23 protein-coding genes are annotated in these 24,075 nt (G+C 48.4%); 8 read left to right on the plus strand and 15 right to left on the minus strand.

What is annotated here, in order from left to right; all coding sequences use genetic code 11:
• Positions 1-5 precede the first annotated feature (5 nt).
• The 5 genes from hscB to iscR form a co-directional block, all read right to left on the minus strand.
• Positions 6-536, minus strand: coding sequence for a Fe-S protein assembly co-chaperone HscB (hscB, locus tag MCB1EB_RS05645; protein WP_045362247.1), 531 nt, complete (start codon positions 534-536; stop codon positions 6-8).
• A 74-nt stretch (positions 537-610) separates the two neighbouring features.
• Positions 611-934 (minus strand): iron-sulfur cluster assembly protein IscA, encoded by a 324-nt coding sequence (gene iscA / locus MCB1EB_RS05650; RefSeq protein WP_045362244.1) that lies wholly within the window; start codon positions 932-934, stop codon positions 611-613.
• Between the two features lie 54 nt (positions 935-988).
• Complete coding sequence (iscU, locus tag MCB1EB_RS05655; RefSeq protein WP_026920579.1) at positions 989-1,393, minus strand: Fe-S cluster assembly scaffold IscU; 405 nt, start codon at positions 1,391-1,393, stop codon at positions 989-991.
• A gap of 96 nt (positions 1,394-1,489) precedes the next feature.
• Positions 1,490-2,713: an IscS subfamily cysteine desulfurase gene (locus MCB1EB_RS05660; protein WP_045362242.1), complete on the minus strand. Its 1,224-nt coding sequence runs from the start codon at positions 2,711-2,713 to the stop codon at positions 1,490-1,492.
• 21 nt (positions 2,714-2,734) lie between these two features.
• Positions 2,735-3,211: a Fe-S cluster assembly transcriptional regulator IscR gene (gene iscR / locus MCB1EB_RS05665; RefSeq protein WP_045362240.1), complete on the minus strand. Its 477-nt coding sequence runs from the start codon at positions 3,209-3,211 to the stop codon at positions 2,735-2,737.
• Positions 3,212-3,609: 398 nt separating this feature from the next.
• On the opposite strand from iscR, the gene MCB1EB_RS05670 reads away from it, so the two are divergent.
• The 4 genes from MCB1EB_RS05670 to MCB1EB_RS05685 all read left to right on the plus strand — a co-directional run bounded on the left by MCB1EB_RS05670 (position 3,610) and on the right by MCB1EB_RS05685 (position 8,784).
• Positions 3,610-5,049 (plus strand): MFS transporter, encoded by a 1,440-nt coding sequence (locus MCB1EB_RS05670; RefSeq protein WP_045362237.1) that lies wholly within the window; start codon positions 3,610-3,612, stop codon positions 5,047-5,049.
• A gap of 595 nt (positions 5,050-5,644) precedes the next feature.
• Positions 5,645-6,934, plus strand: coding sequence for a YihY family inner membrane protein (locus tag MCB1EB_RS05675; RefSeq protein ID WP_052393641.1), 1,290 nt, complete (start codon positions 5,645-5,647; stop codon positions 6,932-6,934).
• Positions 6,935-7,165: 231 nt separating this feature from the next.
• On the plus strand, positions 7,166-7,501 hold the full coding sequence (locus MCB1EB_RS05680) for a helix-turn-helix domain-containing protein (RefSeq protein ID WP_052393639.1): 336 nt from the start codon (positions 7,166-7,168) through the stop codon (positions 7,499-7,501).
• 5 nt (positions 7,502-7,506) lie between these two features.
• Complete coding sequence (locus MCB1EB_RS05685; RefSeq protein ID WP_045362235.1) at positions 7,507-8,784, plus strand: type II toxin-antitoxin system HipA family toxin; 1,278 nt, start codon at positions 7,507-7,509, stop codon at positions 8,782-8,784.
• A gap of 132 nt (positions 8,785-8,916) precedes the next feature.
• Here the strand turns inward: MCB1EB_RS05685 and MCB1EB_RS05690 are convergent, their stop codons facing one another.
• The 10 genes from MCB1EB_RS05690 to MCB1EB_RS05735 all read right to left on the minus strand — a co-directional run bounded on the left by MCB1EB_RS05690 (position 8,917) and on the right by MCB1EB_RS05735 (position 21,084).
• Positions 8,917-9,588 carry a DUF799 domain-containing protein gene (locus MCB1EB_RS05690; RefSeq protein ID WP_045362232.1) on the minus strand — a complete coding sequence of 224 codons (672 nt, stop codon included), beginning with the start codon at positions 9,586-9,588 and terminating at the stop codon, positions 8,917-8,919.
• The gene (locus MCB1EB_RS05695) at positions 9,588-9,956 is read right to left on the minus strand and encodes a DUF4810 domain-containing protein (protein WP_045365567.1); all 369 of its coding nucleotides are present in this window, start codon (positions 9,954-9,956) and stop codon (positions 9,588-9,590) included. The genes MCB1EB_RS05690 and MCB1EB_RS05695 overlap by 1 nt, the downstream gene beginning before the upstream one ends.
• Before the next feature lie 32 nt (positions 9,957-9,988).
• Positions 9,989-10,663, minus strand: coding sequence for a CsgG/HfaB family protein (locus MCB1EB_RS05700; protein ID WP_174232256.1), 675 nt, complete (start codon positions 10,661-10,663; stop codon positions 9,989-9,991).
• 786 nt (positions 10,664-11,449) lie between these two features.
• Positions 11,450-14,116, minus strand: a complete 2,667-nt coding sequence (locus MCB1EB_RS05705) for a WD40 repeat domain-containing protein (protein WP_052393637.1) — start codon at positions 14,114-14,116, stop codon at positions 11,450-11,452.
• Positions 14,117-14,516: 400 nt separating this feature from the next.
• Complete coding sequence (locus MCB1EB_RS05710) at positions 14,517-16,061, minus strand: 2-isopropylmalate synthase (protein WP_045362228.1); 1,545 nt, start codon at positions 16,059-16,061, stop codon at positions 14,517-14,519.
• Positions 16,062-16,115: 54 nt separating this feature from the next.
• Positions 16,116-16,985, minus strand: a complete 870-nt coding sequence (pssA, locus tag MCB1EB_RS05715) for a CDP-diacylglycerol--serine O-phosphatidyltransferase (protein ID WP_045362226.1) — start codon at positions 16,983-16,985, stop codon at positions 16,116-16,118.
• 125 nt (positions 16,986-17,110) lie between these two features.
• Entirely contained in the window at positions 17,111-17,749 is a 639-nt protein-coding gene (locus MCB1EB_RS05720; protein ID WP_026920568.1) for a phosphatidylserine decarboxylase, read from the minus strand.
• Positions 17,750-17,756: 7 nt separating this feature from the next.
• Positions 17,757-18,773, minus strand: coding sequence for a ketol-acid reductoisomerase (ilvC, locus tag MCB1EB_RS05725; RefSeq protein ID WP_026920567.1), 1,017 nt, complete (start codon positions 18,771-18,773; stop codon positions 17,757-17,759).
• A gap of 29 nt (positions 18,774-18,802) precedes the next feature.
• Complete coding sequence (gene ilvN / locus MCB1EB_RS05730) at positions 18,803-19,294, minus strand: acetolactate synthase small subunit (protein ID WP_045362224.1); 492 nt, start codon at positions 19,292-19,294, stop codon at positions 18,803-18,805.
• Between the two features lie 8 nt (positions 19,295-19,302).
• A complete protein-coding gene (locus MCB1EB_RS05735; protein ID WP_045362223.1) occupies positions 19,303-21,084 on the minus strand; it encodes an acetolactate synthase 3 catalytic subunit in 1,782 nt (593 codons plus the stop codon).
• Between the two features lie 395 nt (positions 21,085-21,479).
• Between MCB1EB_RS05735 and MCB1EB_RS05740 the strand changes: the two genes are divergently transcribed.
• The 4 genes from MCB1EB_RS05740 (at position 21,480) to MCB1EB_RS05755 (ending at position 23,902) form a co-directional block, all read left to right on the plus strand.
• Positions 21,480-22,046, plus strand: a complete 567-nt coding sequence (locus tag MCB1EB_RS05740; protein WP_045362219.1) for an RNA polymerase sigma factor — start codon at positions 21,480-21,482, stop codon at positions 22,044-22,046.
• Complete coding sequence (locus MCB1EB_RS05745; RefSeq protein WP_045362215.1) at positions 22,043-22,465, plus strand: DUF3619 family protein; 423 nt, start codon at positions 22,043-22,045, stop codon at positions 22,463-22,465. The genes MCB1EB_RS05740 and MCB1EB_RS05745 overlap by 4 nt, the downstream gene beginning before the upstream one ends.
• A gap of 17 nt (positions 22,466-22,482) precedes the next feature.
• Entirely contained in the window at positions 22,483-23,031 is a 549-nt protein-coding gene (locus tag MCB1EB_RS05750) for a DUF3106 domain-containing protein (RefSeq protein WP_052393633.1), read from the plus strand.
• Between the two features lie 175 nt (positions 23,032-23,206).
• Complete coding sequence (locus tag MCB1EB_RS05755) at positions 23,207-23,902, plus strand: TetR/AcrR family transcriptional regulator (RefSeq protein WP_045365554.1); 696 nt, start codon at positions 23,207-23,209, stop codon at positions 23,900-23,902.
• Positions 23,903-24,075 lie beyond the last annotated feature (173 nt).

Raw genomic sequence — 24,075 nt, forward strand, 5'->3', positions numbered from 1 at the left:
GCCTTCTACGCGTATTCAAGGTTTTCAATCTGAGCCTGCGCTTCCTGCGCGACCCGTTCGATGAACATCAATTCGCGCACCACCTCCGCCGCAGCTTGATCCATCTGAGCTTCAAACAAGCTCACAAGTTTCGTCAGACGGAGTGTGCGCTCATGATGCAGTTTATCCAGCAATGCTTGCAGCGCGGGCAGATTCTTTTCAAGTTGCGCGGCTTCGATTGCTTCTCGCCATTCTAGCTGCAGCATAAGAAAGGCGTGCGCCATCACCGTATTATGCTCGGCTTGCGTTTCAATGCCACGCAATTGCAGTAAATAAATCGCGCGTTGTAATGGATCTTTTAAGGTGCGATAGGCGTCATTTGCGTGAGTCGCCCATTGCAAGGCAATCCGCTTTTGAGCTTCCGAGTCCGCGGCGAAACGATCTGGGTGAGTGTGCGCCTGCACCGTGCGATACGCATTGGCAAGTTCTTGATCTTGGACCACAAAATTTGCAGGCAAGCCAAATAAATCGAAATAAGTACCGCTGAAAGAGGACATTGGAATTACACCGTCAAGCTTTTAATTAACGGCAAAAAAACTGACGTGGCGCGGCTAGATACGCGACGGTTGCATTAGATGCGGAATGATTCACCACACCCACATTCATCTTTGACGTTAGGGTTTTTAAATTTAAAACCTTCATTCAGTCCTTCGCGCCCAAAATCTAATTCAGTGCCATCAATGTAAGCCAGGCTTTTAGGATCAACCACAACTTTTATGCCATAACTTTCGAAGACTTGGTCTTCTGGCGCGAGCGCATCAACATATTCAAGCTTATAGGCTAGTCCTGAACATCCTGTTGTACGCACGCCTAAGCGCAAGCCAAGCCCTTTGCCGCGGCGGAGCAAATATCTTTGTACATGTTGCGCTGCTTTTTCGGTCAATGTAATGCTCATATCAGTCAAAAAAATGTAGAGCGCTTCGCCCTGCTTACTTGATTAAACTGCGGCTCAACTTGCAATCAGTTCAGCCGTTTTCGCATGACGCTCTTGATAATCTTTAACGGCAGCTTTAATTGCATCTTCGGCCAGAATTGAACAATGGATTTTCACCGGCGGCAACGCCAATTCTTCGGCAATTTGCGTGTTCTTAATGGTCAATGCTTGCTCTAGCGTTTTCCCTTTAACCCATTCGGTCACCAGCGAACTCGAAGCAATCGCCGAACCACAGCCATAGGTTTTAAACTTCGCGTCTTCGATAACGCCATCAGCGCCTACCCGAATTTGCAGTTTCATAACGTCCCCGCAGGCGGGCGCACCGACCATACCCGTGCCAATGCCATCGCCGTCTTTATCAAATGACCCGACATTACGGGGGTTTTCATAATGATCGAGCACTTTATTGCTATATGCCATGATCTAACTCCTAAAAAATTCTTTTATTAACCAACTCATAAGGGCCTTGCTGTTCTATGCCAACGCCCAATCTATGCTATCAAGCGGCCGCTACTTTCAATGCGCAGCCCATACGATCGAATTCAAATCGACCCCTTCTTGATGCATTTCCCATAATGGCGACAAATCGCGTAGTTTGGCGATTTTACTTTCCATTAAACGTATCACGTAATCGACTTCTTGCAAGGTGGTAAAGCGTCCCACGCTAAAGCGGATTGAACTATGCGCCAATTCATCATTGCGCCCAAGCGCGCGCAACACGTAAGAAGGCTCAAGCGACGCTGAGGTACACGCGGATCCAGAAGAGACCGCGATATCCTTCACGGCCATAATCAGCGATTCGCCCTCAACAAAATTAAAGCTAATGTTTAAAATATGCGGCACGCGCTGTTGCGCATCGCCATTTACATAGACCTCTTCCATTTTGCTTAAGCCTTGCAACAACCTATCATAGAGCGCGCGCGCATGCTGGTTTTGCGCCGCCATTTCTTCGCGCGCGAAGCGAAAAGCTTCGCCCATGCCGACAATTTGGTGGGTTGGCAAAGTGCCTGAGCGCATGCCCCGTTCATGGCCGCCGCCGTGCATTTGCGCTTCAATGCGCACCCGTGGTTTGCGGCGCACATACAGGGCGCCAATGCCTTTAGGGCCATATACTTTATGCGCGGACAACGCCATTAAGTCAACCTTTAAGCGCGCCAGATCAAGCACCACCTTACCGGCTGCTTGCGCTGCATCAACATGAAAAATAATGCCTTTATCGCGGCATATCTCACCGATTTGCTCAATATCTTGGATCACGCCGATTTCATTATTGACCATCATCACTGAAACCAAAATCGTATCGGGCCGTAGCGCTTGCTTAAACGCTTCTAGATCGAGCAAACCATTTTCTAAAACATCTAGATAAGTCACCTCAAAGCCTTGCCGCTCAAGCTCGCGACAGGTATCAAGCACCGCTTTATGCTCAGTTTTAACGGTGATGATATGTTTGCCTTTGCTTTGATAAAAATGCGCAGCGCCTTTTAGAGCTAAATTGTCAGATTCTGTGGCGCCTGAAGTCCAAACAATTTCACGTGGATCGCAATTGAGCAGTGCTGCGACCTGCGCGCGCGCCTCCTCGACCGCTTGCTCCGCGGCCCAACCATAGGAGTGGCTGCGCGAAGCGGGATTACCAAACTGCTCGCACAAGTAAGGAATCATCTTGTCCGCTACACGGGGGTCGACCGGCGTAGTGGCGCTGTAGTCCAGATAAATCGGAAGGCGAGGAAGAACGTTTTGCATCAATAACTCCGAAAACTGTGCTTAAAGTGTATCCATGGTGTTTGCGCGCTGGTCGCGCAGCCTGGCTGCGCCAGTCTCACGCCCATATTGTTGCAGCACCAAATCTTGTAGCGAGACTGAATCAAGATACTCGCGCATCTTTTGATTCAAGGTCGACCATAGTCTATGCGTCATACAGTGCCCATCTTGATAAGTTGTATGACCACAACTGCCCTTGCCGCCGCAGCGCGTTGCATCAAGGGACTCATCCGCGGCAATAATAATATCGGCCACCGTAATTTCTGCCACCAGCCGACCGAGTTTATAGCCGCCACCTGGACCGCGCACGCTCTCAACAATCCCTTGCCGGCGCAACTTGCTAAACAATTGCTCAAGGTATGACAGCGAAATCTGTTGCCGCTCGCTAATACCAGCAAGCGTGACAGGGCCTGTTTCACGGTGTAGCGCTAAATCTAGCATGGCGGTCACAGCGAAGCGACCTTTAGTCGTGAGTCTCATAACTAGACAAAAACATTAAAGCGGACAAAAATATCAAATTAGGCTAAATAGTCCAACTACCTCTTATCCTGCATACGTAATTTACATTACTAATAGTGTTAAGTATAAATAACCTATGAATTTAGTCAAGTATGTGGCGGTTCTTTATTCGCTCAAAGACGCTTCCGAGTAGGCGCTTTAGCTTGGCCGCCCATGAGAGAGCGCAACGGCCTAAATTTCCCTATGCCGAGCTGGGTGCTGCTAAGCTACACGGTAAGCACCGTTCAAGCATAGGCGATCAGCCATTAGCTAGGCGCGCAAGCCGCTCACCGTCAAGCATGAGCAATGGGCGGCGGACAAAAGATAGGTGCACGTAAGGCTGCACAAGCTCTCGAGAAAATTTTGAGATTAGGACAAGAATGCGCAAAACTGCTTCACTAACGCCGCTATCAGCCAACCGCCCCCTGTTTATTCTTCAGATCATCATCGCCGCTGCTCTGTTCATGGAGGGCATCGATGCCAGCATGCTGTCGACGGCTCTACCCGCTATTGCCGCAAGCTTTCAGGTTGACGTAATACAGTTAAAGCTGGCTTTTGTTGCGTATTTTTTAGCCATGGCCATTGCCATTCCAATAAGCGGTTGGTGCGCCGATCGTTTTGGGGCGCGCACTATTTTCTGTAGCGCGCTGACTATTTTCACCTTGGCCTCGATTGCCTGTGCCTGCGCTCCAAATTTTTATATTTTCCTAGTTGGCCGTAGTCTGCAAGGCGTTAGCGGGGCGCTGGTCTTTCCTGTTGGGCGGTTAATCTTGGTTCGTTCCATGCCTAAGAGTGAATTCATCCGAGCATTCTCAAACGTAACCATTCCGGCCACGATTGGAATTATCGTTGGCCCAATGCTTGGAGGTTTTTTAACCACCTATATGCATTGGAGCTGGTTATTCTGGATCAATCTACCCATCGGCATCGCGATCATCGCAGTTGGCCTTAAGTATGTTCCTAAATTTCGCGGCGCGCCTCCAGCTTTCGATTTAATTGGCTTTCTTCTTTCTGGTTTTGGCTTGGCGGCTTTAGGATATGGCTTTTCAGCGCTTGGGGACCGGTCATTGCCTGCGCATACAGTGGCGCTACTGACAATGTCAGGGGTGGTTTTAATGCTGGTTTATTTTTGGCGCGCCAGAAAAATGGTGGCCCCTGCATTAGATTTGCGGCTTTTTTCTATCAAGACTTATCGGATAGGTATTGTTTGCGGTTTCATCATTCGTGCTGTGGGCGCAGGCACTTTTTTCTTTCTTTTACCCATGATGCTTCAAGTGGGATTCGGTTTTACTCCGCTCCAATCTGGATCTGTGACTTTCGCCAGTGCGGCAGGATTTCTCGCCGCTAAATGCTTGATTCAAAAAATACTACGTCGCTTCGGTTTTCGTCGGGCACTCAGCATCAATGCGATCATCGGTAGTCTCTGTATCGGCATGCTAGCGCTATTTTTGCCGACGACCCCACGCATTGTCATGATTGCGCTCTTATTTGTAGCTGGGCTTAGCCGCTGTTTGCAATACATGGCATTGGATATTATGTCTTACGCAGATATGCCACCGTCAGCAGTGAGTCGGGCTTCGACCATGGCGAATGTTTCGAAGCAGCTCGCCATGGCGGGCGGAGTTGCTTTTGCGGCATGGGTGCTAGAGAGGGTTGAAGCTACTCGTCAAGTTTTTTATGTCGACATTACCAATTTTCACATTGCATTTATTCTGGTTGCAATTCCTGCCATGGCGACCCTTTTTATGCTCCTGCGCATGGCCCCCGATGCGGGCAAGGAAGTTTCTGGGCATCAACCTCCGGTAAGACGTTGTGACTGATTTTAGTGTTATTTTGCCCTGAAAAAAACGGGTTCATAAAAGTACTAAGAATGTAATTCGTCTTGTCTATTGTTGTGTGCATGATGACGCTCGTACCTTCCTCGCAGACAAAAAGAAGCGCGGATTTTGCGCCGTCTCATGCTCAGGGTAGAAGGGTTTTGTCGTAGCAGGTTAAGGACCATACGGCTCGAGTGCCGATACCAATAGCTTAATCACGCTAAGCAAATAAATTGAAATGGCAAAAAAGATATAATTGTGTACACTAGACTCACTTTCATATATTAAAGCCATATTTATGTCTTTATCTGAACATCAACGTTCTACCGACTGCTTACATATAAAAGTTGTTCCAGAAGGCAGGATTTTAGTAAGTAGCATGCCCCTCCTTTTATTTATTATTAGGACCAACAGCATTGACAGCTACACAAATCAATGTTGTATTGAAACCCAATCTCCAAAATTTTTGTATCGCCCCCGGATTTCGTTCTGTAGAGTTTACGGATAGGCATTGCATCCGTAATTGTGGGGGGTAACGCAACTGGCGCTGAGCTATCGGCTCAATTGCATCAAATCGCTGAATTCATCAAGGTGAAGCGTGGAAACAGAGCATAAAACTCACTGGTATAAGGCAACTTGGAGCAAATTTTATCGTGAATTTGGCTTCATTAAACGCTGTATTTATTTTTTAGCCAAGCGTAGTAGCGAAGATCGTCTCGCGCAAGTGGCCGGCAGCCTGACATTTATTACAGTGTTAGCATTAGTTCCGTTGCTGACGGTAGGACTCTCTATTTTTACAGCATTTCCTCTCTTTGCTTCATTGCAGCTTGAGTTGCAAAATTATTTTGCTGAGCGCTTAATGCCAGCACAGATCAGTAATCAAATTTTTGAATATTTAAATCAATTTTCAGCGAATGCAAAAAGTTTGACTACGGTAGGTTCAGTGGCATTGATTGGGACGTCAATTATTACGCTTATGACGGTCGAAGCTGAGTTCAACTCAATTTGGCGTAGCCACAAACCGCGGCCGATTGTGCAGCGTGTGCTGGTGTATTGGGCAGGTATCACGCTCGGACCCATTTTATTGGGCCTGAGTTTTTCTATTTCCTCTTATCTACTGAGTCAGTCTGTACTGCCGCTCCATACCGACGTCTTTGCGTCTAGATGGCTGATAGATAGTGCGCCGCTAGTTTTGTCAGCGTTGGCGTTTACCTCCCTATACCTTTACTTGCCGAATTGCCATGTGAGATGGCGCGATGCGTTAGCGGGCGGCATCGTAGCCGCGCTTGCGTTTGAAGGCGCTAAGCGTGGCTTCGGTTTTTATATTCATCAATTTCCCACTTACACGGCCGTCTATGGGGCATTTGCTGCGGTGCCAATTTTCTTGCTATGGGTGTATTTAAGTTGGTTAATTATCTTGGCCGGAGCCATGTTTACCGCAGCTTTGCCAGTGCTTCGCATGCGTGCAATTCAGCGTCCGCGTTTTGTCGGGAGTGATATGTTGGATGCTTTAGCTGTGCTAATCAGCCTCGAAGTTGCGCGTGAGAAAGATGCGATCGGCTGTACAACAAGAGACTTGATCTATATTGTGCAGCGCGATAGCGAAAACACTAAGCGGCTTCTCGCCAAGCTAAACACAGCCGGATTGATTGCAAAATTGCAGTTAAATGACGCAAAGCAGCAATGGACTTTAGTCACTCCAGCGCAGCACATTACTTTATTAACGCTGTTTAATTTATTGCTGATGGATCGCCCTACATTGATTGCTCAACTTGAGCACTCAGCGCTACCAATAGATCATCAAAAGCTGAGTGCTGCGCTTAAGAATAATAGATTGGATATTTCGCTCGCCGAATTATTGAATGAACCCAGCTATACCTGCTTATAGGACATACCTGACCTTTTTAGCGTTTAAGCGATAATGGCGTATCCACAGCACCACACTGTTCCCGCCGTTTTTTCTTCAAGGGCGATACACCTATGACGCGCTGCTACCGCACCTGCCACCATTGGATTGAGAACACTTCCAATCTAGATCAATCTAAGCAAATAAATTAAACCAACAAAAAAGATATAATTATGTCCATAATATCCACTTTTATACATTAAAGTCATATTTATGTCTTTATCTGAACCTCAACGCTCTACCGATGAATGGATGCTTCATCTCGGTAGCCAAATCCGTGCGCTACGCATTCGAACCAATCTCGATCAAACTGAACTTGCCGCGCTTGCCAATAGCAGCACAGGGGCAATTAAGAATTTAGAAAATGGCAAAGGCTCATCTCTTAAAACCATGGTCAAAGTCATCCGTGCTTTAAACCGTACAGATTGGTTAGAGTTACTCGCCCCCATGATGCCAATCAGCCCTATGCAAATACTTAAAGCCAAGCAGAAAAATAAGCCGCGCATGAAGGTTTATCGAGCACGCCAGGTTAAAACGGACAACGGATAAAAGAAATGTACCAAGCAGTTGATACGATTGAGGTGCGCATATGGGGTAAAACGGTCGGCGCAGTGACCTTTGCTCCTACGCTTGGCTACTATGCATTTGAATATGATCCAGCCTGGCAAAAGCAAGGCATTGAATTGGCCCCATTGACGATGCCGATTGCTCAGGCTTTTTATGTTTTCCCTAGCTTGCCAGAAATAACCTATAAACGCTTACCAGCAATGCTAGCGGATGCCCTCCCCGACGACTTCGGGAATGCTCTAATCGATGCTTATCTGGCACAGGCAGGGGTCGAGAAAAATGCTATTACACCGCTGGATCGCCTGGCCTATATGGGGAATCGTGGCATCGGCGCCTTAGAATTTCGTCCGGCTCGTGGTCCCAAACGAAGTAAAGCAACCGCTCTCAAACTCCACGAATTGGTAAGCAGTTCACAAAAAACGCTGGCCGGTCAATTTGCGGGTGATAAAGAAACTGAAGCCGCGATTATGAACTTGATTCAAGTGGGTACTTCAGCGGGTGGCGCGCGCGCCAAAGCGGTCATCGCTTGGAATGCGGAAACCAACGAAATTCGCTCGGGTCAGTTGCCAGCAGATCCCGGATTTGACTACTGGCTACTTAAACTCGATGGCGTGGGTCAAGACAGCGAACTTGGAGCAAGCGCTGATTATGGAAGAATCGAGTATGCTTATTATCTGATGGCAAGCGCGGCTGGTATTACCATGACCGAATGCCGCTTACTCGAGGAAAACGGGCGCGCCCACTTTATGACGCGGCGCTTCGATCGGCAAAATGGCGCAAAACTTCATACGCAAACGCTGTGCGCAATGCAGCATTTAGACTACAAGCAACGTGCAACCCATAGCTATAGCCAGTACTTCCAGGTGATCCAACAGCTCGGATTAGGGCCCGCTGCGTTAGAAGAAGGTTTTCGTCGCATGGTTTTTAATGTACTGGCTGCGAACTGCGATGACCATACAAAAAATTTGTCGTTTCTTCTAGCGGAAAATGGGCAATGGCGGCTAGCGCCTGCCTATGATGTGACCCATGCTTATAATGCACAAGGGCAATGGACCTATCAGCATTTAATGTCGGTTAACGGGGCCTTCAAAAATATTACGCGCGATGACTTATTAAGCGTCGGTGACCGCTTCTTTGCGCCTCGCTGCAAAGAAGTGATTAAACAGGTTAAAGCAGCCATTGCGCGCTGGCCAGAATTTGCTGCACAAGCGGGTATTTTAGAAGTAGACGCGGCGCGCATTCAGGGTGATTTCGTCGTCATTTAAATAGAGGCCATGCTTTCCGCGTACTTTTTAGCTCAAGCCCAGCACCTTTGGCTTGCTCTCAGTTACAACGTTTACTGAGAGCAAGCACACCAACGCCTCTACGAACCAGAGTTGGCGGCTACGCGGACAGTGTCAATCCGTGCTGTAGCCTGGCGAACGTGGGCCGTAGAGGATGCCACCTTCCTGTCCTGGCGACAGCAGACGAAAGCTAGTCACTCCGGCGAGTCCGTAACTCTTGTCAGTTGAGCTGTGGATGATCTGCTTGACCACCGCTGTCACGAGCATGGCAACCAAGCTGCCACCGCTATTATTGTCGCCCTCGTTGCTCGACGCGCGAGCCTGGCCAGCCCATAACATTCGGCCGCTCTTGAGGTCCACCAGCTTGGCAGTGGCCGCCACGGTGCTAACGCTGTCGAGCACCATAAACTTGGTGCCGTACTGCGTGATCGTGATATACAGAGCGGCATCCGCGTTAAAAATGTCTCTCAGCTTGGCGACCGACACGCCGTGAATATCGCCAGCAACAGTCAGGCCATTCTGTCGGAAAGTCTCGTCCACCAGCGTGACCGGCAGCACATAATAGCCTGCCTCGGCTAGCGGCACCGTCACCTGCGATAACAGGCCATAGGTCGCGCCCACTTCGGGCGATTCGTTGAGCGGCGGCAACACGACAATCGAGCGCGGCTTGCTGGCCTTGAAGGCCGCATAGAAGGCCGTATAGTCGATCTTCTTGGGTGCAGCACACCCTACCATCAACACAGCCAGGCCAGCGGCGGCACACAATTTTAGAAAGCGCTGGATCATCAGTGGGCCCCCTTTTTGACGTTCTTCATCAGGAAGTCGATATAGGCTGCCGACTCTGGAAACAGCGCCTTCTCGGTCTGGAATTCTTGGACCATCTGGTCATCCTTGCCTAAACTCGAATACAGCAGGCCTAGGTGGGCATGGTAGCCTGGCGGTACCGCACCATTGCGTGACTTGATCTTCTCTAGGCCGCGTTCGAGTTCTGCGACCTGCTGTTCCTTCGATCCGCCCTTAAAGTATTCATAGACCTGTGGCTGGTAGCTCTCCCACTGGTAAAGCGGCTTGCTCGGCGCCGCACAACCGGCCAGCAGCGTGCCCCCCATAACAGCAGCAGTGGCCACTCGCCAAATCGGGAATGTTTTGCTCATGACGTAGTTGTCCCTTGTGATTTCCTGTTGCTCTATCTTATTGCGCCTGGCTTCCACGCGCCGCTTTCAACACCATTGACCAGATTCGTCACGGCTTCTCGCATAGCTAGATCCAGCACCTTGCCATTGAGAGTCGAGTCATAACTGGCGGTGCCACCGAAGCCAATCACCTCACGGTTTGAGAGCTTGTATTCGCCTGCTCCACCAGCCGAGAACACTACTTCAGAGGTGGAGATGTTAACCACGTTTAGATTAACCTTTGCATAGGCGACCTGCTCTTTGCCGCGCCCTAGGATGCCGAATAACTGACGGTCGCCGGTTTCTTTGCGACCGAATTCAGTCACGTCGCCGGTGATCACATAATCCGCGCCCTTGAGTTTCTGCATCGCTTTTTGGATGTTGGCCTCCTGCTTGATCTCTGCTAGGTTGTCGCGATCGAGCACGTTGAAGCGATTAGTCTGCTGCAGGTGCGTAATCAAGATGGTTTTGGCCTGGCCGCCAAGGCGATCCACCCCATCCGAAAACACGCCGCGCATGTAGGATGATCGGTTATCGAACTTGCCCACCGCGATGGGTGCGCGTACACCTGCGTAGGGACGGCTTGCGCTTTCCACTTTCTGCACTGCCAGCGCCTGCGAGGTTTCGGTTGCGCAACCACCCAGCATGACGACGAGTAGAGCTGTACCGACACATGCGATGCCTGCCATCGCCCCAGAAGAAATTTTCATAATATGTTTCATAGGCAAAAAATTTGTTTGTTTTTCAATTTTCATAGGATCAGTTCTCATTAGAATGTCGATTATTATATATTAGCTAGTTGCTGATGCAATTAGTTAGTCAAAATATATAGTAATGAATAGATCGTCGCAATCATTAATTGTGGATAAGATTTTATGACAAATAAAGCGGGAGAAAGGTTCAATTTATGAATGCCTGATAGGGCAATATCCTTTAGCTAGAACTTTATTCACAGTTTCATCCTTGTTTCATCTGCCCATTTCAATTTAGATCGAGCCAAGTATGAATATGTCTCTTTTAACCCACAAGTCTTTGGCTTATAAAGCTCTTAGAAAAAGGCGAGCTGACTCCGAGGAAGAGAAAGGGAAAGAGAGTTTTTATAAATTTCTGAAAAACTTACTTTACAAGAAAGAAATGTGTTTACTTATAAACCTTATTTATAGACAGGTTTTCTGCAATAAACTTTTTCAGAAAAATAAATAATCATGAGCCGTCCAATATGGTTATTGGAGGTATTCCCCAGAAATAGAAGTTAGCCCTTGGAACTTAACGTTTTACTTTTAAAAACTATTAAAAATGGGAGGATTACCATTGTCTATACATATACACAGATTGGAGCTGGTTATTCTAGATCAATGTATCCATCGAAAATTTTTAGCGTGCAAGAAAAATGGGCGCACCCGCATTAAACTCGATCAAACTGAACTCGCAGCACTTGCCAATAACAACACGGGAATGATTAAGAATTTGGACCGTCACTGGATTACAGCGCCACGCTGTCTGAGTAGTTGCGCATTCATTTCACTTAACCCTACGGCTCCTTTTAGATGGGCTTCTGTCGCCATTAACATGGCTTGATAAGAAGTCCACTCTAATACCGCCTCATATTTCTTCTCTTCGCCTTCTATGCGCCATTTCCGTATAGTTTTATCTGCTCCTGCTGTGATTAAGTGCGTTTTACCTTCTTCTAACTTTTGCCAAACGACTGAATAAATGAATCCGTTAAAATCCTTAATGGTTGTAACACATTGCCCTAAGGGTAACGACCACAGCTTCACTGTCTTGTCTTCACTCCCCGTGGCGAGCCATTGACTATCTGCACTGAACGCTACACTATTGACTGCTCCACGATGCCCTGAAAATATCTTAGGCACTTGCTCTGTGCTGCTTTCTAGAGCCCACAGCTTTGCCCGATCCCAACGCCCCGAGGCCAGCCACTTGCCATCGTTGCTGAACGAGATACTATATACACTGCGATCGTCCGCCCGCCCTTGAAATATCTTAGGCACTTGCTCTAAGCCATGCTCTACACGCCACAGCTTGATATTCCTATCCCATCCGGCTGAGGCGAGCCATTTGCTATCGACGCTAAACGAAACACTGGTTACGCCATCATAATGCCCTTGAAATGTCGTAGGCGCTTGTTCTGAGCCATTTTCTAGGCTCCACAGCTTCACTGTACGATCCTGGCTCCCCGATGCCAGCCACTTGCCATCCGGGCTTAATGAGACACTTGTTACCCTATCACTATGCCCTTCAAAAATCTTAAATGCTTGCTCCGAGTCGCTTCCTACACGCCAGAGTTTGACTGTCTTGTCAAAACCTCCCGAGGCCAACCACTCGCCATCGGCGCTTAACGACACACTCGTCACACCATCAGGATGCCCGAAGGTTTTTAGTACGCGTTCCGAGTCACTCTCTACACTCCACAGCTTCACTGTATTGTCAAAACCTCCCGAGGCAAGCTGTTTCCCATCGGCGCTCAACGAGATACTCGTCACCCTATCAAGATGCCCTTCAAACAACTTGGGGGTTTGATCTAAGCCGCGCTCTAGTCTCCACAGCTTGACTGTATTGTCGTTGCTGCCTGAGGCAAGCCACTTTCCGTCGGGGTTAAACGAAACGCTATTGACATAACTGCCGTGTCCTTCAAATGTTTTAGGCATTTGCTCCGAGCTGCCTTCTACCCACCAGAGTTTGACTGTCTTGTCGTCGCTCGCCGAGGCTAACCACTTGCCGTCAGCGCTGAATGAGACACTATTTACATTATCACTATGCCCTTTAAATGTTTTAGGGATTTGATCTACGCCGCTTTTTACCCGCCAGAGTTTGACTGTCTCGTCCTCACTTCCCGAAGCGAGCCACTTGCCATCAGCGCTGAACGAGACACTCGTCACCGACTCATAATGCCCGGCAAAGGTTTTAGGCGTTTGATTTGGACTGCTCTCTACATACCATAGCTTAACTGTATTGTCTTTGCTCCCCGAGGCTAGCCACTTACCATCGGCACTGAATAAAACACTCATCACGCTATCACTATGCCCTTCAAATATCTTAGGTGTTCGCTCAGAGTCGCTCACTGTATCCCACAGCTTCACCTCATCGTAATTTGCCGCAGCTAGCCACCTGCCATCCGGGCTCAAGGAGACACTTGTTACCGCATCACGATGCCAGCTAAATGTCTTAGGCTCTTTCTTAAAATCACTAGCTATACTCCATAACCTCGCCGTCAAGTCCTCCCCCCCCGAAGCCAACCACTTACCATCAGCACTGAAAGCGACACTCATCACCTCACCCTGATGACCCTCAAACGCGTGTTTGAGCTTTAGAGTTTTAGCATCGTACAGTTTAATACTGTGTGCCTCTGAAGCAACCGCTAGCCACCGACCATCTGGCGAATAACCGCAGGCATGAACCCAGTTTCCAATCTCTAAAGCGGATCGTTCTCCAAACCGAACCTTACCCATTTTCGCATTGCTTAGATTCGCTTGGCTTAACCATGCTCCCTGTAAATTACTGCCGCTTAAATCAGCCTCCTCGAATTGTGTATGGGCAAAAACACCATAGCTCAAATCTGCCCCGGGGACTCGAATTTCTCTGAAATCTTGTCCGGTTAAAGCAATACCTGCTTTGACCAAGAGCGTTAATGCATTGGCTGCTATGGTTTGTACCTCTTCGGTTTTTGAGCGTTCGACCCAATGCAGCAGCCTTTGCTTTAACTCGGGTGCTTGTTGGATGGTCTTTTTTAAAAATTCAAATATCTCTGGATCGCAAACGAGAAGCAGTAGCTTAAAGAGCATAGGCTTTTCTACGACTTGATCAAGCTGATTTGATTTCCATAAGCTCTTAAGTTGGTTCAACGCAAATATTTTTAAATTAGTATCCGATCTAGCTAGATCATATTGATATTCCGATGGAACTCTTTGCTGTAGCAGGTGCAATTTTAAGATGGTGGAGTCAGTCAACTTTCCGTTGTGAGACACCGTAGTCAGCGCTTCAAAAAGCGCCTGCAGGGCAGTTGCATCCAGTCGACTTTCTATTTCTTCTTGTATTTCTAACGGCAGCGAGAGTAATGAAGGTGCAGGAGACTTTTGTACGGCCGCATAAGATTGAATTGCCGAGCTGGAAATAGGAGTAAACATGGATATTTTAGTATTGAGTTATGGCAACGCCTTTAGGCAAAATTTTATAGCCACTGATCTAAAGAGTGGACATTTCAGCGATCGTAGCCATCGGTTTTAAACTTACCGTGATTGGTAAAGTGAGGCAAGCTAAGGTATTTAGATTGTACAGAAATAAGCCACGATGGGAATCGAGCCCAAAATAAAATATCTATTTTTGTGCTTAATCACGGACCTCATTCTTAGCTTTTTAGCGTTAAGGATGCGTTACACAGCAGAGGATCGCGTTTATACTTTTTACCATTTAGCGCTTGACTCATTAAATCGCTCAATGAGCGATTTTTGATCGCCCTTCTTCAATGGCTTGTGCTACCTTTACTCATGCGGTGGCTGGGTTGGTACGGCTGAGCGAGCTTTTAATTCAACCTACCTGTGGATTGAGTTTCTGCGCTTTGGACTGTAATTTGTTCAACGCCGCCAGATAAGCTTTGGCCGAAGCGGCTATAATATCCAAATCTGTCCCAACGCCATTCACAATTCGACCATTTTTGGATAAGCGCACCGTCACTTCACCTTGCGCTTGGGTCCCCATCGTGATTGCATTCACGGAATAAAGAATTAACTCCGCCCCACTTTTAGTCTGCGTTTCAATCGCGTTGAAAGTGGCGTCAACCGGACCATTGCCTACCGCTTCGCCCGTTACATTGCTGCCATCAATGGTAAAAAGAATGCAAGCATAAGGCTCTTCGCCAGAGATTGAACGTTGTGTGAGCGAAGTAAATTTAAAATACTCATTGAGTTCGGAAGCTACTCCGCCAGCGGCGACCAAGGCAATAATATCTTCATCGTAAATTTCAGCCTTACGGTCAGCCAGCTCCTTAAAACGCATAAAGGCCGTATTTAATTCATTTTCACCGTCCAGCGCAATGCCTAATTCTTGCAAGCGTTGCTTGAAGGCGGTACGGCCAGAGAGTTTGCCCAGCACAATTTTATTTGTGCTCCAGCCCACTTCCTCCGCGCGCATAATTTCATAAGTGTCGCGTGCTTTAAGGATGCCATCTTGGTGAATGCCAGAAGCATGGGCAAAGGCATTGGCCCCTACAATTGCCTTGTTCGGCTGTACCATAAATCCGGTAATTTGCGACACCAATTTAGAGGTTGGCACAATTTGCGTGGTGTCAATGCCCACTTCAAGTCCAAAATAATCTTGGCGCGTCTTGACCGCCATGACGACTTCTTCAAGCGAGGTATTGCCCGCGCGCTCGCCTAAGCCATTTATCGTGCATTCAATTTGCCGCGCGCCGCCAAACTTGACCGCGGCCAGGGAATTCGCCACGGCTAGGCCTAGGTCATTATGGCAATGGACCGACCACACGGCGCGCTCCGAATTGGGAATGCGTTCACGCAAGGTACGCAACAACTGGCCGTGATGCTCGGGCATGGCATAACCCACGGTGTCGGTGATGTTAATCGTGGTCGCGCCCTCAGCTATGACGGCTTCGAGCACTCGACATAAAAAATCTAACTGAGAGCGGCTGCTATCTTCGGGAGAAAATTCAACATCGTTGGTAAATTGGCGCGCATGACGCACCGCGCTACGCGCTTGCTCAAGCACTTGCTCAGGCGTCATGCGCAGCTTTTTTTCCATATGCAATGGCGAGGTTGCTATAAAAGTATGGATGCGAAATGCCTCAGCGCTACGCAAGGCCGCGGCAGCCTGCTCAATATCCTGCTGATGCGCACGCGCAAGACTACATACCGTGCTGTTTTTGATCACTGCAGCGATTGCCTGGATCGCTTCAAAATCGCCTCTTGAGCTAGCGGCAAAACCCGCTTCAATGACATCCACTTTTAGTCGTTCAAGCTGTTTAGCGATGCGCAGCTTTTCCTCTTTAGTCATGGAGGCACCTGGCGACTGCTCACCATCTCGCAAAGTGGTATCGAAAATGATCAATTTATCCGTCATGCCTAGCTACCAAAAAAGCAAAAAATAAGCTAAATCCCAAATCGTTCGTATGCCCTACTCTAATGGCTGCGGCTCTTTTGAGGCGGGATTGGCCTTACCGTGCAACAGGCGAATTCCCCAGAATACATAGCCCGAAAGGCCATATAAAACAAATAAGCCAAACAACATAATCGGGGGGTCGGATGACACCAGCACAAAAGCCAACACGACTAACAAAATCACCCCAAATGGCACGCGATAGCGGATGTCTAGGGTTTTGCCACTATAAAACGGCGCGTTTGACACCATAGTGATACCGGCATAAAGCGTCAACGCAAAGGCCACCCACGGCAGCCAACTGAGCTTCATTGGAATACGGTTATCAATCACTAGCCAGACGAAACCCGCAATCAATGCCGCTGCCGCCGGACTCGGCAAGCCTTGAAAAAAACGCTTGTCGATTTTGTTTAAATTCGTGTTAAAACGCGCTAGGCGTAAGGCTGAGCCCGCGCAATACACAAATGCCGCCAGCCAACCCCAGCGCCCTAAATCCTTTAGTGCCCATTCATACATCACCAGCGCCGGCGCCACACCAAATGACACCATATCGGAGATGCTGTCATATTGCTCGCCAAACGCGCTTTGCGTTTTTGTCATGCGGGCCACCCGACCATCCATCCCATCTAGCACCATGGCCGCAAAAATAGCAATCGCAGCCATTTCAAATTGTTGGTTCATCGCCTGCACTACGGCAAAAAATCCACAAAAAAGCGCAGCCGTAGTAAATGCATTCGGCAATAGGTAGATACCCCGTTTACGTAAGCGCCTTTGACGCTCGGCCCTTAATCTATCATCATTATCAACCTCACTTTCGGCTTGACGACGAAGTGGGCGCGGCAAAAACGTAACGTTCTGGCGTACGCGGCGTAGCTTGGAAGAAGACATTCAAATCCCTCTTAAAAAATTTAGCTTACCTAAATGCCGAGTCTGCATGCCCTTGGGCTGTGACCTGAAGGCACGCCATCAGTCGAACAAAGCCGGAAAATAGGCTTTGCTCGACTTTTTTAAGGCTAAAACTCAGCAAGAATAGTCGAGCTGGCGAACACTTTTTCGCCAATCGCCACCTTGGGGCGGCTGCCCAGCGGCAGATACAAATCCACGCGTGAGCCAAAACGGATAAAACCGTAACGTTGGCCACGCTTAACCGCATCATTCGTACTCACATAGCACAGAATGCGACGCGCCACTAACCCAGCGACCTGAACTACGGTCACGGTCTGTCCCGCCTCAGTTTCAACCACCAAAGCGTTGCGCTCGTTCTCAAGCGAGGATTTATCTAACGCCGCATTCAGAAATGCGCCAGGAAAATAAGCGGCTTTTTGAATCACGCCATCGACTGGCGAGCGCTGCGAATGGGCGTTAAAAACATTCATAAATACGCTAATCATTAAGGCTTCACGTTCAGCGTAAGGATCGTAGCAGGTTTGCACCGCGACTACCCGACCATCGGCGGCACTCAACACAGCGTTTTCCTGGCTTGGAATGGGGCGCGGCGGATCACGAAAAAACTGCACCACAAAGGCAGTCAGCAACCAAAATGGCCAAGCCCATGAAAAACCCGCAAAGATCTGCACGAGCAGCGTCAAAACCGCGATGATAAGTAAAAATGGCCAGCCTTCGCGGGCAATAATTGGGTGAGGATAGTTCATATAGAGTTTAATTTTTTGATTGGTCAACTAGCTTATTTTTTGTAATCCAGGGCATCATCGCGCGCAGTTTTCCGCCCACTTGCTCGATTTGATGCGAGGCATTTAAACGCCGCCGCGAGATCAGCGTAGGTGCACCGGTCAGATGCTCGGTGATAAAGCTTTTGGCATATTCGCCATTCTGAATGTCTTGCAAGACCTTGCGCATCTCGTCTTTAGTTTGCTCGGTAATAATCCGAGGGCCCGTGACATACTCACCGTACTCCGCATTATTCGAGATCGAATAGTTCATATTTGCAATTCCGCCTTCGTAAATCAAATCAACGATCAGCTTCAGTTCATGCAAACATTCAAAATAAGCCATTTCTGGAGCGTAACCTGCTTCGACCAAAGTTTCAAAGCCAGCTTTGATCAATTCAACCGTGCCACCGCATAAAACCGCTTGTTCTCCGAACAAATCCGTTTCAGTTTCTTCACGGAAATTGGTTTCGATAATCCCAGCCCGTCCGCCGCCATTGGCGACGGCATAAGACAATGCCAGCTCACGCGCCAGCCCGGATTTATCCTGCGCAACTGCAATTAAATGTGGGACGCCACCGCCTTGAGTATAGGTTGCACGCACCGTATGGCCTGGCGCTTTGGGCGCAATCATAATCACGTCTAAATCCGCGCGAGGCGCAACCTGCCCATAATGAATATTAAAACCATGCGCAAACGCTAGGGCCGCACCTGACTTGATATGGGGTTCAACTTCACGTCGATACACTTCAGCGATCTGCTCGTCAGGCAGCAACATCATCACAATATCGGCATTCTGTACCGCTGTGGCCACTTCTTGTACCTTCAATCCTGCTTGTTCAGCCTTATGCCAAGACGCGCCAGTGCGACGCAGCCCAACGATGACCTTAACTCCGCTATCGTTCAAGTTAAGTGCATGCGCGTGGCCTTGCGAACCGTAACCAATAATGGTTACGGTTTTACCCTTCACTAATGAAAGATCCGCGTCTTTGTCATAATAAACTTTCATGTATATTTCCTTATAAAATTTAAATCTTTTTAAAGTTTGAGAATACGCTCGCCCCGTCCAATCCCTGAAACGCCAGTACGTACCGTTTCCAAAACGAGGCTAGGCTCAATGGCCGCGATAAAGGCGTCAAGCTTGACGCCGTCTCCGGTTAATTCAAGCGTATAAGTTTTATCTGTCACATCAATAATGTGACCGCGAAAAATATCCGCCATACGCTTTATTTCCTCGCGTTCTTTGCCGACGGCTTTGACTTTAATCAACAGTAACTCACGCTCAATATAAGCGCCATCGGTCAAATCAATCACCTTAACCACTTCAATTAAGCGGTTCAAATGCTTAGTAATTTGTTCAATAATATCTGCCGAACCAGTTGTGACCAAGGTCATGCGGGACAGAGAGGGATCTTCCGTGGGCGCTGCCGTCAGCGTTTCGATATTGTATGCGCGCGCTGAAAAAAGCCCAACCACGCGCGACAATGCGCCGGGCTCGTTTTCTAGCAAAATAGAAATAATGTGCTTCATAACAAAAACTAGAGATCTTCGGAGCCCAACAACATTTCAGTAATACCCTTACCTGCTTGCACCATTGGCCAGACATTCTCGGTGGGGTCCGTTTGAAAATCCAAAAAGACCGTACGATCCTTGAGCCGCAAGGCCTCTTTTAACGCTGGCTCAACGTCAACGGTTTTATCAATCCGTATCCCAATATGACCATATGCCTCTGCCAGTTTCACAAAATCTGGCAAAGCCTCCATATAAGAATGGGAATAACGCTTACTATATTCAATTTGTTGCCACTGCCGCACCATTCCTAAATAACGGTTATTCAACGAAACAATTTTGATGGGCGTATTGTGCTGTAAACAAGTCGATAATTCCTGAATGCACATTTGGATTGAGCCTTCGCCCGTAATGCACACCACATCCTGATCAGGATAAGCCATCTTCACGCCCATCGCTGCTGGCAGGCCAAATCCCATAGTGCCAAGGCCGCCAGAGTTAATCCAACGGCGTGGTTTATCAAAGCGATAATATTGCGCCGCCCACATCTGATGTTGGCCTACATCTGAGCAGACAAAAGCGTCGCCATGCGTCAGTTGATGTAGTGTTTCGATGACAAATTGCGGCTTAACCACCTCACTGGTGCGATCATATTTTAAGCAATCAATGCTGCGCCATTTCTCAATTTGCGTCCACCAAGCAGCCAATGCTTCGCGTTTAGGTGACGCGTGCCCTGCCCGCAATTGCCCGAGCATATCTTGCAACACTTCTTTGACATCGCCCACAATCGGAATATCGACTTTAACGCGTTTTGAAATCGACGAGGGATCAATATCAATATGGATAATCTGGCGCGAAGCGGACATAAAATGCGCAGGGTCACCAATCACCCGATCATCAAAGCGCGCGCCAATCGCAATCAACACATCGCAGTGCTGCATCGCCATATTGGCTTCATACGTCCCGTGCATCCCCAGCATACCAAGAAATTTACGATCAGAGGCCCGAAAACTGCCTAATCCCATCAAAGTGTTCGTGACTGGATAATCGAGTAAATCAGCAAATTGGTTAAGCTCATCCGATGCATTTGCATGAATCACGCCACCACCCGCATAAATATAAGGGCGTTGCGCCGTTAATAAAAGATTCAGAGCCTTGCGAATTTGGCCGGCATGACCTTTAGTAATGGGGTTATAAGAGCGTAATTTAACGTTTTTCGGATACTCAAAATCGCATGGCGTTTTTGAGATATCTTTGGGAATATCGATTAAAACCGGACCAGGCCGTCCGCTTCTTGCAATATGGAAGGCTTTACTGATCGTGAGCGCCAATTCGCGGACGTCTTTAACCAAAAAATTATGCTTCACGCATGGGCGCGTAATGCCCACTGTGTCGCATTCCTGAAAGGCGTCTTGTCCAATCGCCGCGGTAGGCACCTGTCCACTGATGATGATGAGCGGCACGGAATCCATATAAGCAGTAGCAATACCGGTCACCGCATTAGTCACGCCAGGTCCCGACGTCACTAGGCAGACTCCCACCTTACCGGTTGCGCGCGCATACGCATCGGCCGCATGTACGGCGGCTTGCTCATGGCGCACTAAAATATGCGCAATCGTATTTTGCTTGTATAGCTCATCATAAATATACAGCACCGAGCCCCCGGGATAGCCCCAGATATATTCAACCTGCTCTTGCTCGAGCGAACGGATAAGCACGGTCGCGCCAATTGAACTGCTGATGGTGTGCGCATCGGACTCGGACGCCGGCGCATTAGAAACAGAAGATGGCTGATTACATTTTTTATTCATTACACTCATTTTTCACCATTTCAAATTTTGGGTAAAAATCGATCAGGCTCTTTGCGCGCAAGCTTGTGGCTCGCTTTGCAATTGAGACTCTCACGTCCTTAAGTAAACTGAGTCATTGGGCCGGTGGCCTGCCTGTAGCAACTCTTGGCCCTATGCAATACACAATTTCTTACAATGAGAGAGCACTTTTTACTTAGAACCCAGGACGATAGCTTGCTACTATGCGTGGGTCAAGCAGAAATTTAAGTCTTGCTGGGTCATAGCAGCTTACAAAACATTCGTAGCGCGCTACGAGACTTCGTTTTGGGCTAAGATTGATTCGTTTTAGGCACTTAAAGGTTACAGATTGTACTTTGCAGGCGATGGCCGCGTTCAATTCAAGCAGGGGCTCATGAATGGCATCCAATAAAGAGCTGGCGGATTTTTTGGCCGGCATCGAGCGGCGCGCATTCAAACAAACTCTTTACACGGTACGTGACGAAGAGGCGGCGCTCGATATTGTGCAAGATGCAATGATCAAACTTGCTGAAAAGTATGGCGACAAGCCAGCCACCGAGTTACCATTGCTATTTCAACGGATCTTGCGCAATACTGCGCTTGATTATTGCCGGCGGCAGAAAATCCGCAACACGTATGTGAGCCTGTTCTCTTCATTCAACTCCAATGAGGATGAAGACAGTTTTGACTTTCTTGAAACGTTTCCAGTTGAAACTCATACGGCGGCTCTGCAAAGCAGCGAAACCCAACTCGAGCAGGCGCAAGTACTGCGTCTGATTGAAGACGAAATCCAAAAGTTGCCGCCGCGTCAACGCGAAGCCTTCCTCATGCGTTATTGGGAGGAAATGGATGTTGCTGAAACGGCTGCGGCGATGGGGTGCTCTGAAGGCAGTGTTAAAACTCATTGTTCGCGAGCCACCCAAAGCCTCGCCCAAGCGTTACAGGCAAAAGGAATTACGCTATGAGCTCCGCCCTTGATACGAAAGAAGTCGAATGCGCGCATAAAATATGCGCCCTGCTCGATACGAGCGTGGCGCAACTCCCTGAAACTACACTGGCTAAATTAGCGCAGGCGCGCCGCAGCGCCCTGGCCGCCCAAAAACCCGAAAAAGTGAGGCAACCGGCCTATGAGATGGCCTTTGCTTCAGGCTTAAGCCGCTCGAGTGCCAACGCTGCCTCGCACGGCCGGCGTTTATTCAACAAATTTGGCTTAATCTGGCCGCTATTAGCACTGCTTGCTGGACTCAGCGCGATCACCTATTGGGCAGATCAACAACGCGCGGCAGAAATAGCGGATATTGATGCCGCTATCCTCAGCGACGAACTCCCATTAAATGCTTATCTCGATCATGGTTTTCGTAACTATTTATCCGACCCACGCTAGCGTATAAGGAAGATAAAGTGATAGGTCAACGGGGATACGCCATCGTATTGCTAAGTTTAATTGCGACATTGCTCACGCTTAGCGCAACCTACCCGCGCTGGCGTCACTTATTAGCAAACTCTGATTTGGCACCAACCATTCAGTCGAAATTAAATACTAGCCCCGCCGAAGCAAAAACGCGCTTTAGCAAACAGATGCACCAATGGTTAGAAATGACCCCGGAGCAACGCCGCATTGCGCGTGAAAACTATCAGTTATCAAAATCATTGCCCCCCGAACAGCGGCAAAACGCCTGGCAGGCATACCAAAACCTTCCCGCTGGACAAAAAGAAAAACTGAGCGCCTCAGCGCGCCCTCGTCACCGCTCAACCGTAGTGAGCGCTCCGCCTTCTGGCAAAACTAAAATCGAAGGATTACAACGCATCCCGCGCAAACGCGCTACGGCGCCGGTTCCGTCTACGCCCAGCGCTTTGCATCCTGCTGCACCAGACATCTCCATCCCCCTTGCCACGCCCACAGACAAAGCCAATCATGCGCCACCGATTTTCAATGAGCGCGCCCAGTAATGCCTTTTAAATTCTACTTAAACGCATAAAAATACATTGAGGCTCGTTGTAGCAGCACGACAGAAGGCCCCGCGCAACTGTGCTTAAGCTCCCTATAATGACTTATAGTATCCTGTAGCAGATCCAACTCGCTTTTCATAGACTTATTTAAATTTAGAATACGGGATATCCAATGATGGACGTAAAACCACCCCGCCGCACGCGAGAACGCATTCTTGAGCTTTCTTTAAAACTTTTTAATGAAATTGGGGAGCCCAACGTAACGACAACCACCATTGCTGACGAAATGGAAATTAGCCCGGGCAACCTTTATTACCATTTTCGCAATAAAGATGACATTATCAACAGCATCTTTATGCAATTTGAGCAAGAAATTGAGAAACGCTTGCGCTTTCCAGAAGACCATCGGCCGGCCATCGACGAAGTATGGGCTTATCTGCAATATATGACCAATTTTCTTTGGCGTTACCGGTTTCTTTACCGCGACCTAAATGACCTGCTGGCGCGCAACCGTACTCTTGAAACGCATTTCAAGCAAATTATGGAGCATAAGGTACGCTTTGCGCGGGATTTATGCGAGTTACTGGTCACGGACGGCGAGATGGCCGCCACGTCTGCGGAGATTGGAATTATGTCCACCAATATGTGCGTGCTGGCGACCTATTGGCTGTCCTATCAGTTTGTGATGAATCCACGTAAATATAATGACCAAGCCGCGATTGGCGCCGAGTTAAATCAAGCGAGTCGGCATATTTTATCCGTCATAGCGCCCTATTTGCGTGGCCGTTCACGCCAGCTATATGATGACCTGCTCAGCGGAAAAATTCCGCCTAAAGAATATATCTCCCCGACCAAAGCCGCGAGTCAATAGGAATCAGAGCACGTTTTTGAAAATACTTTATTGAGCAACGTTTAACTGGAGTCTGACTAACCTGGGGGGCAACCTTTCTAGTCAACTTTTTAGGGGCCATGTACGCCCAAAGGGCTAAAAAATAATATTTACTGCAGATGCTAAGGTAGTCCGTGAAATATAGTTCATAGAAG

It is taken from the genome of Mycoavidus cysteinexigens (assembly GCF_003966915.1).
GTDB classification, from domain to species: Bacteria; Pseudomonadota; Gammaproteobacteria; order Burkholderiales; family Burkholderiaceae; genus Mycoavidus; species Mycoavidus cysteinexigens.

What these genes read in the sequence shown, in the direction of transcription:
- pssA (WP_045362226.1), bottom strand. Translation starts at nt 16,985, where the DNA reads ATGTCTTCTTCCAAGCTACGCCGCGTACGCCAGAACGTTACGTTTTTG.
- MCB1EB_RS05690 (WP_045362232.1), bottom strand. Translation starts at nt 9,588, where the DNA reads ATGATCCAGCGCTTTCTAAAATTGTGTGCCGCCGCTGGCCTGGCTGTG.
- ilvN (WP_045362224.1), bottom strand. Translation starts at nt 19,294, where the DNA reads ATGAAGCACATTATTTCTATTTTGCTAGAAAACGAGCCCGGCGCATTG.
- MCB1EB_RS05705 (WP_052393637.1), bottom strand. Translation starts at nt 14,116, where the DNA reads ATGTTTACTCCTATTTCCAGCTCGGCAATTCAATCTTATGCGGCCGTA.
- MCB1EB_RS05710 (WP_045362228.1), bottom strand. Translation starts at nt 16,061, where the DNA reads ATGACGGATAAATTGATCATTTTCGATACCACTTTGCGAGATGGTGAG.
- MCB1EB_RS05695 (WP_045365567.1), bottom strand. Translation starts at nt 9,956, where the DNA reads ATGAGCAAAACATTCCCGATTTGGCGAGTGGCCACTGCTGCTGTTATG.
- iscA (WP_045362244.1), bottom strand. Translation starts at nt 934, where the DNA reads ATGAGCATTACATTGACCGAAAAAGCAGCGCAACATGTACAAAGATAT.
- MCB1EB_RS05660 (WP_045362242.1), bottom strand. Translation starts at nt 2,713, where the DNA reads ATGCAAAACGTTCTTCCTCGCCTTCCGATTTATCTGGACTACAGCGCC.
- hscB (WP_045362247.1), bottom strand. Translation starts at nt 536, where the DNA reads ATGTCCTCTTTCAGCGGTACTTATTTCGATTTATTTGGCTTGCCTGCA.
- MCB1EB_RS05740 (WP_045362219.1), top strand. Translation starts at nt 21,480, where the DNA reads ATGGCATCCAATAAAGAGCTGGCGGATTTTTTGGCCGGCATCGAGCGG.
- MCB1EB_RS05700 (WP_174232256.1), bottom strand. Translation starts at nt 10,663, where the DNA reads ATGGCAGGCATCGCATGTGTCGGTACAGCTCTACTCGTCGTCATGCTG.
- MCB1EB_RS05735 (WP_045362223.1), bottom strand. Translation starts at nt 21,084, where the DNA reads ATGAATAAAAAATGTAATCAGCCATCTTCTGTTTCTAATGCGCCGGCG.
- MCB1EB_RS05685 (WP_045362235.1), top strand. Translation starts at nt 7,507, where the DNA reads ATGTACCAAGCAGTTGATACGATTGAGGTGCGCATATGGGGTAAAACG.
- MCB1EB_RS05680 (WP_052393639.1), top strand. Translation starts at nt 7,166, where the DNA reads ATGTCTTTATCTGAACCTCAACGCTCTACCGATGAATGGATGCTTCAT.
- MCB1EB_RS05720 (WP_026920568.1), bottom strand. Translation starts at nt 17,749, where the DNA reads ATGAACTATCCTCACCCAATTATTGCCCGCGAAGGCTGGCCATTTTTA.
- MCB1EB_RS05670 (WP_045362237.1), top strand. Translation starts at nt 3,610, where the DNA reads ATGCGCAAAACTGCTTCACTAACGCCGCTATCAGCCAACCGCCCCCTG.
- MCB1EB_RS05745 (WP_045362215.1), top strand. Translation starts at nt 22,043, where the DNA reads ATGAGCTCCGCCCTTGATACGAAAGAAGTCGAATGCGCGCATAAAATA.
- ilvC (WP_026920567.1), bottom strand. Translation starts at nt 18,773, where the DNA reads ATGAAAGTTTATTATGACAAAGACGCGGATCTTTCATTAGTGAAGGGT.
- iscR (WP_045362240.1), bottom strand. Translation starts at nt 3,211, where the DNA reads ATGAGACTCACGACTAAAGGTCGCTTCGCTGTGACCGCCATGCTAGAT.
- iscU (WP_026920579.1), bottom strand. Translation starts at nt 1,393, where the DNA reads ATGGCATATAGCAATAAAGTGCTCGATCATTATGAAAACCCCCGTAAT.
- MCB1EB_RS05755 (WP_045365554.1), top strand. Translation starts at nt 23,207, where the DNA reads ATGGACGTAAAACCACCCCGCCGCACGCGAGAACGCATTCTTGAGCTT.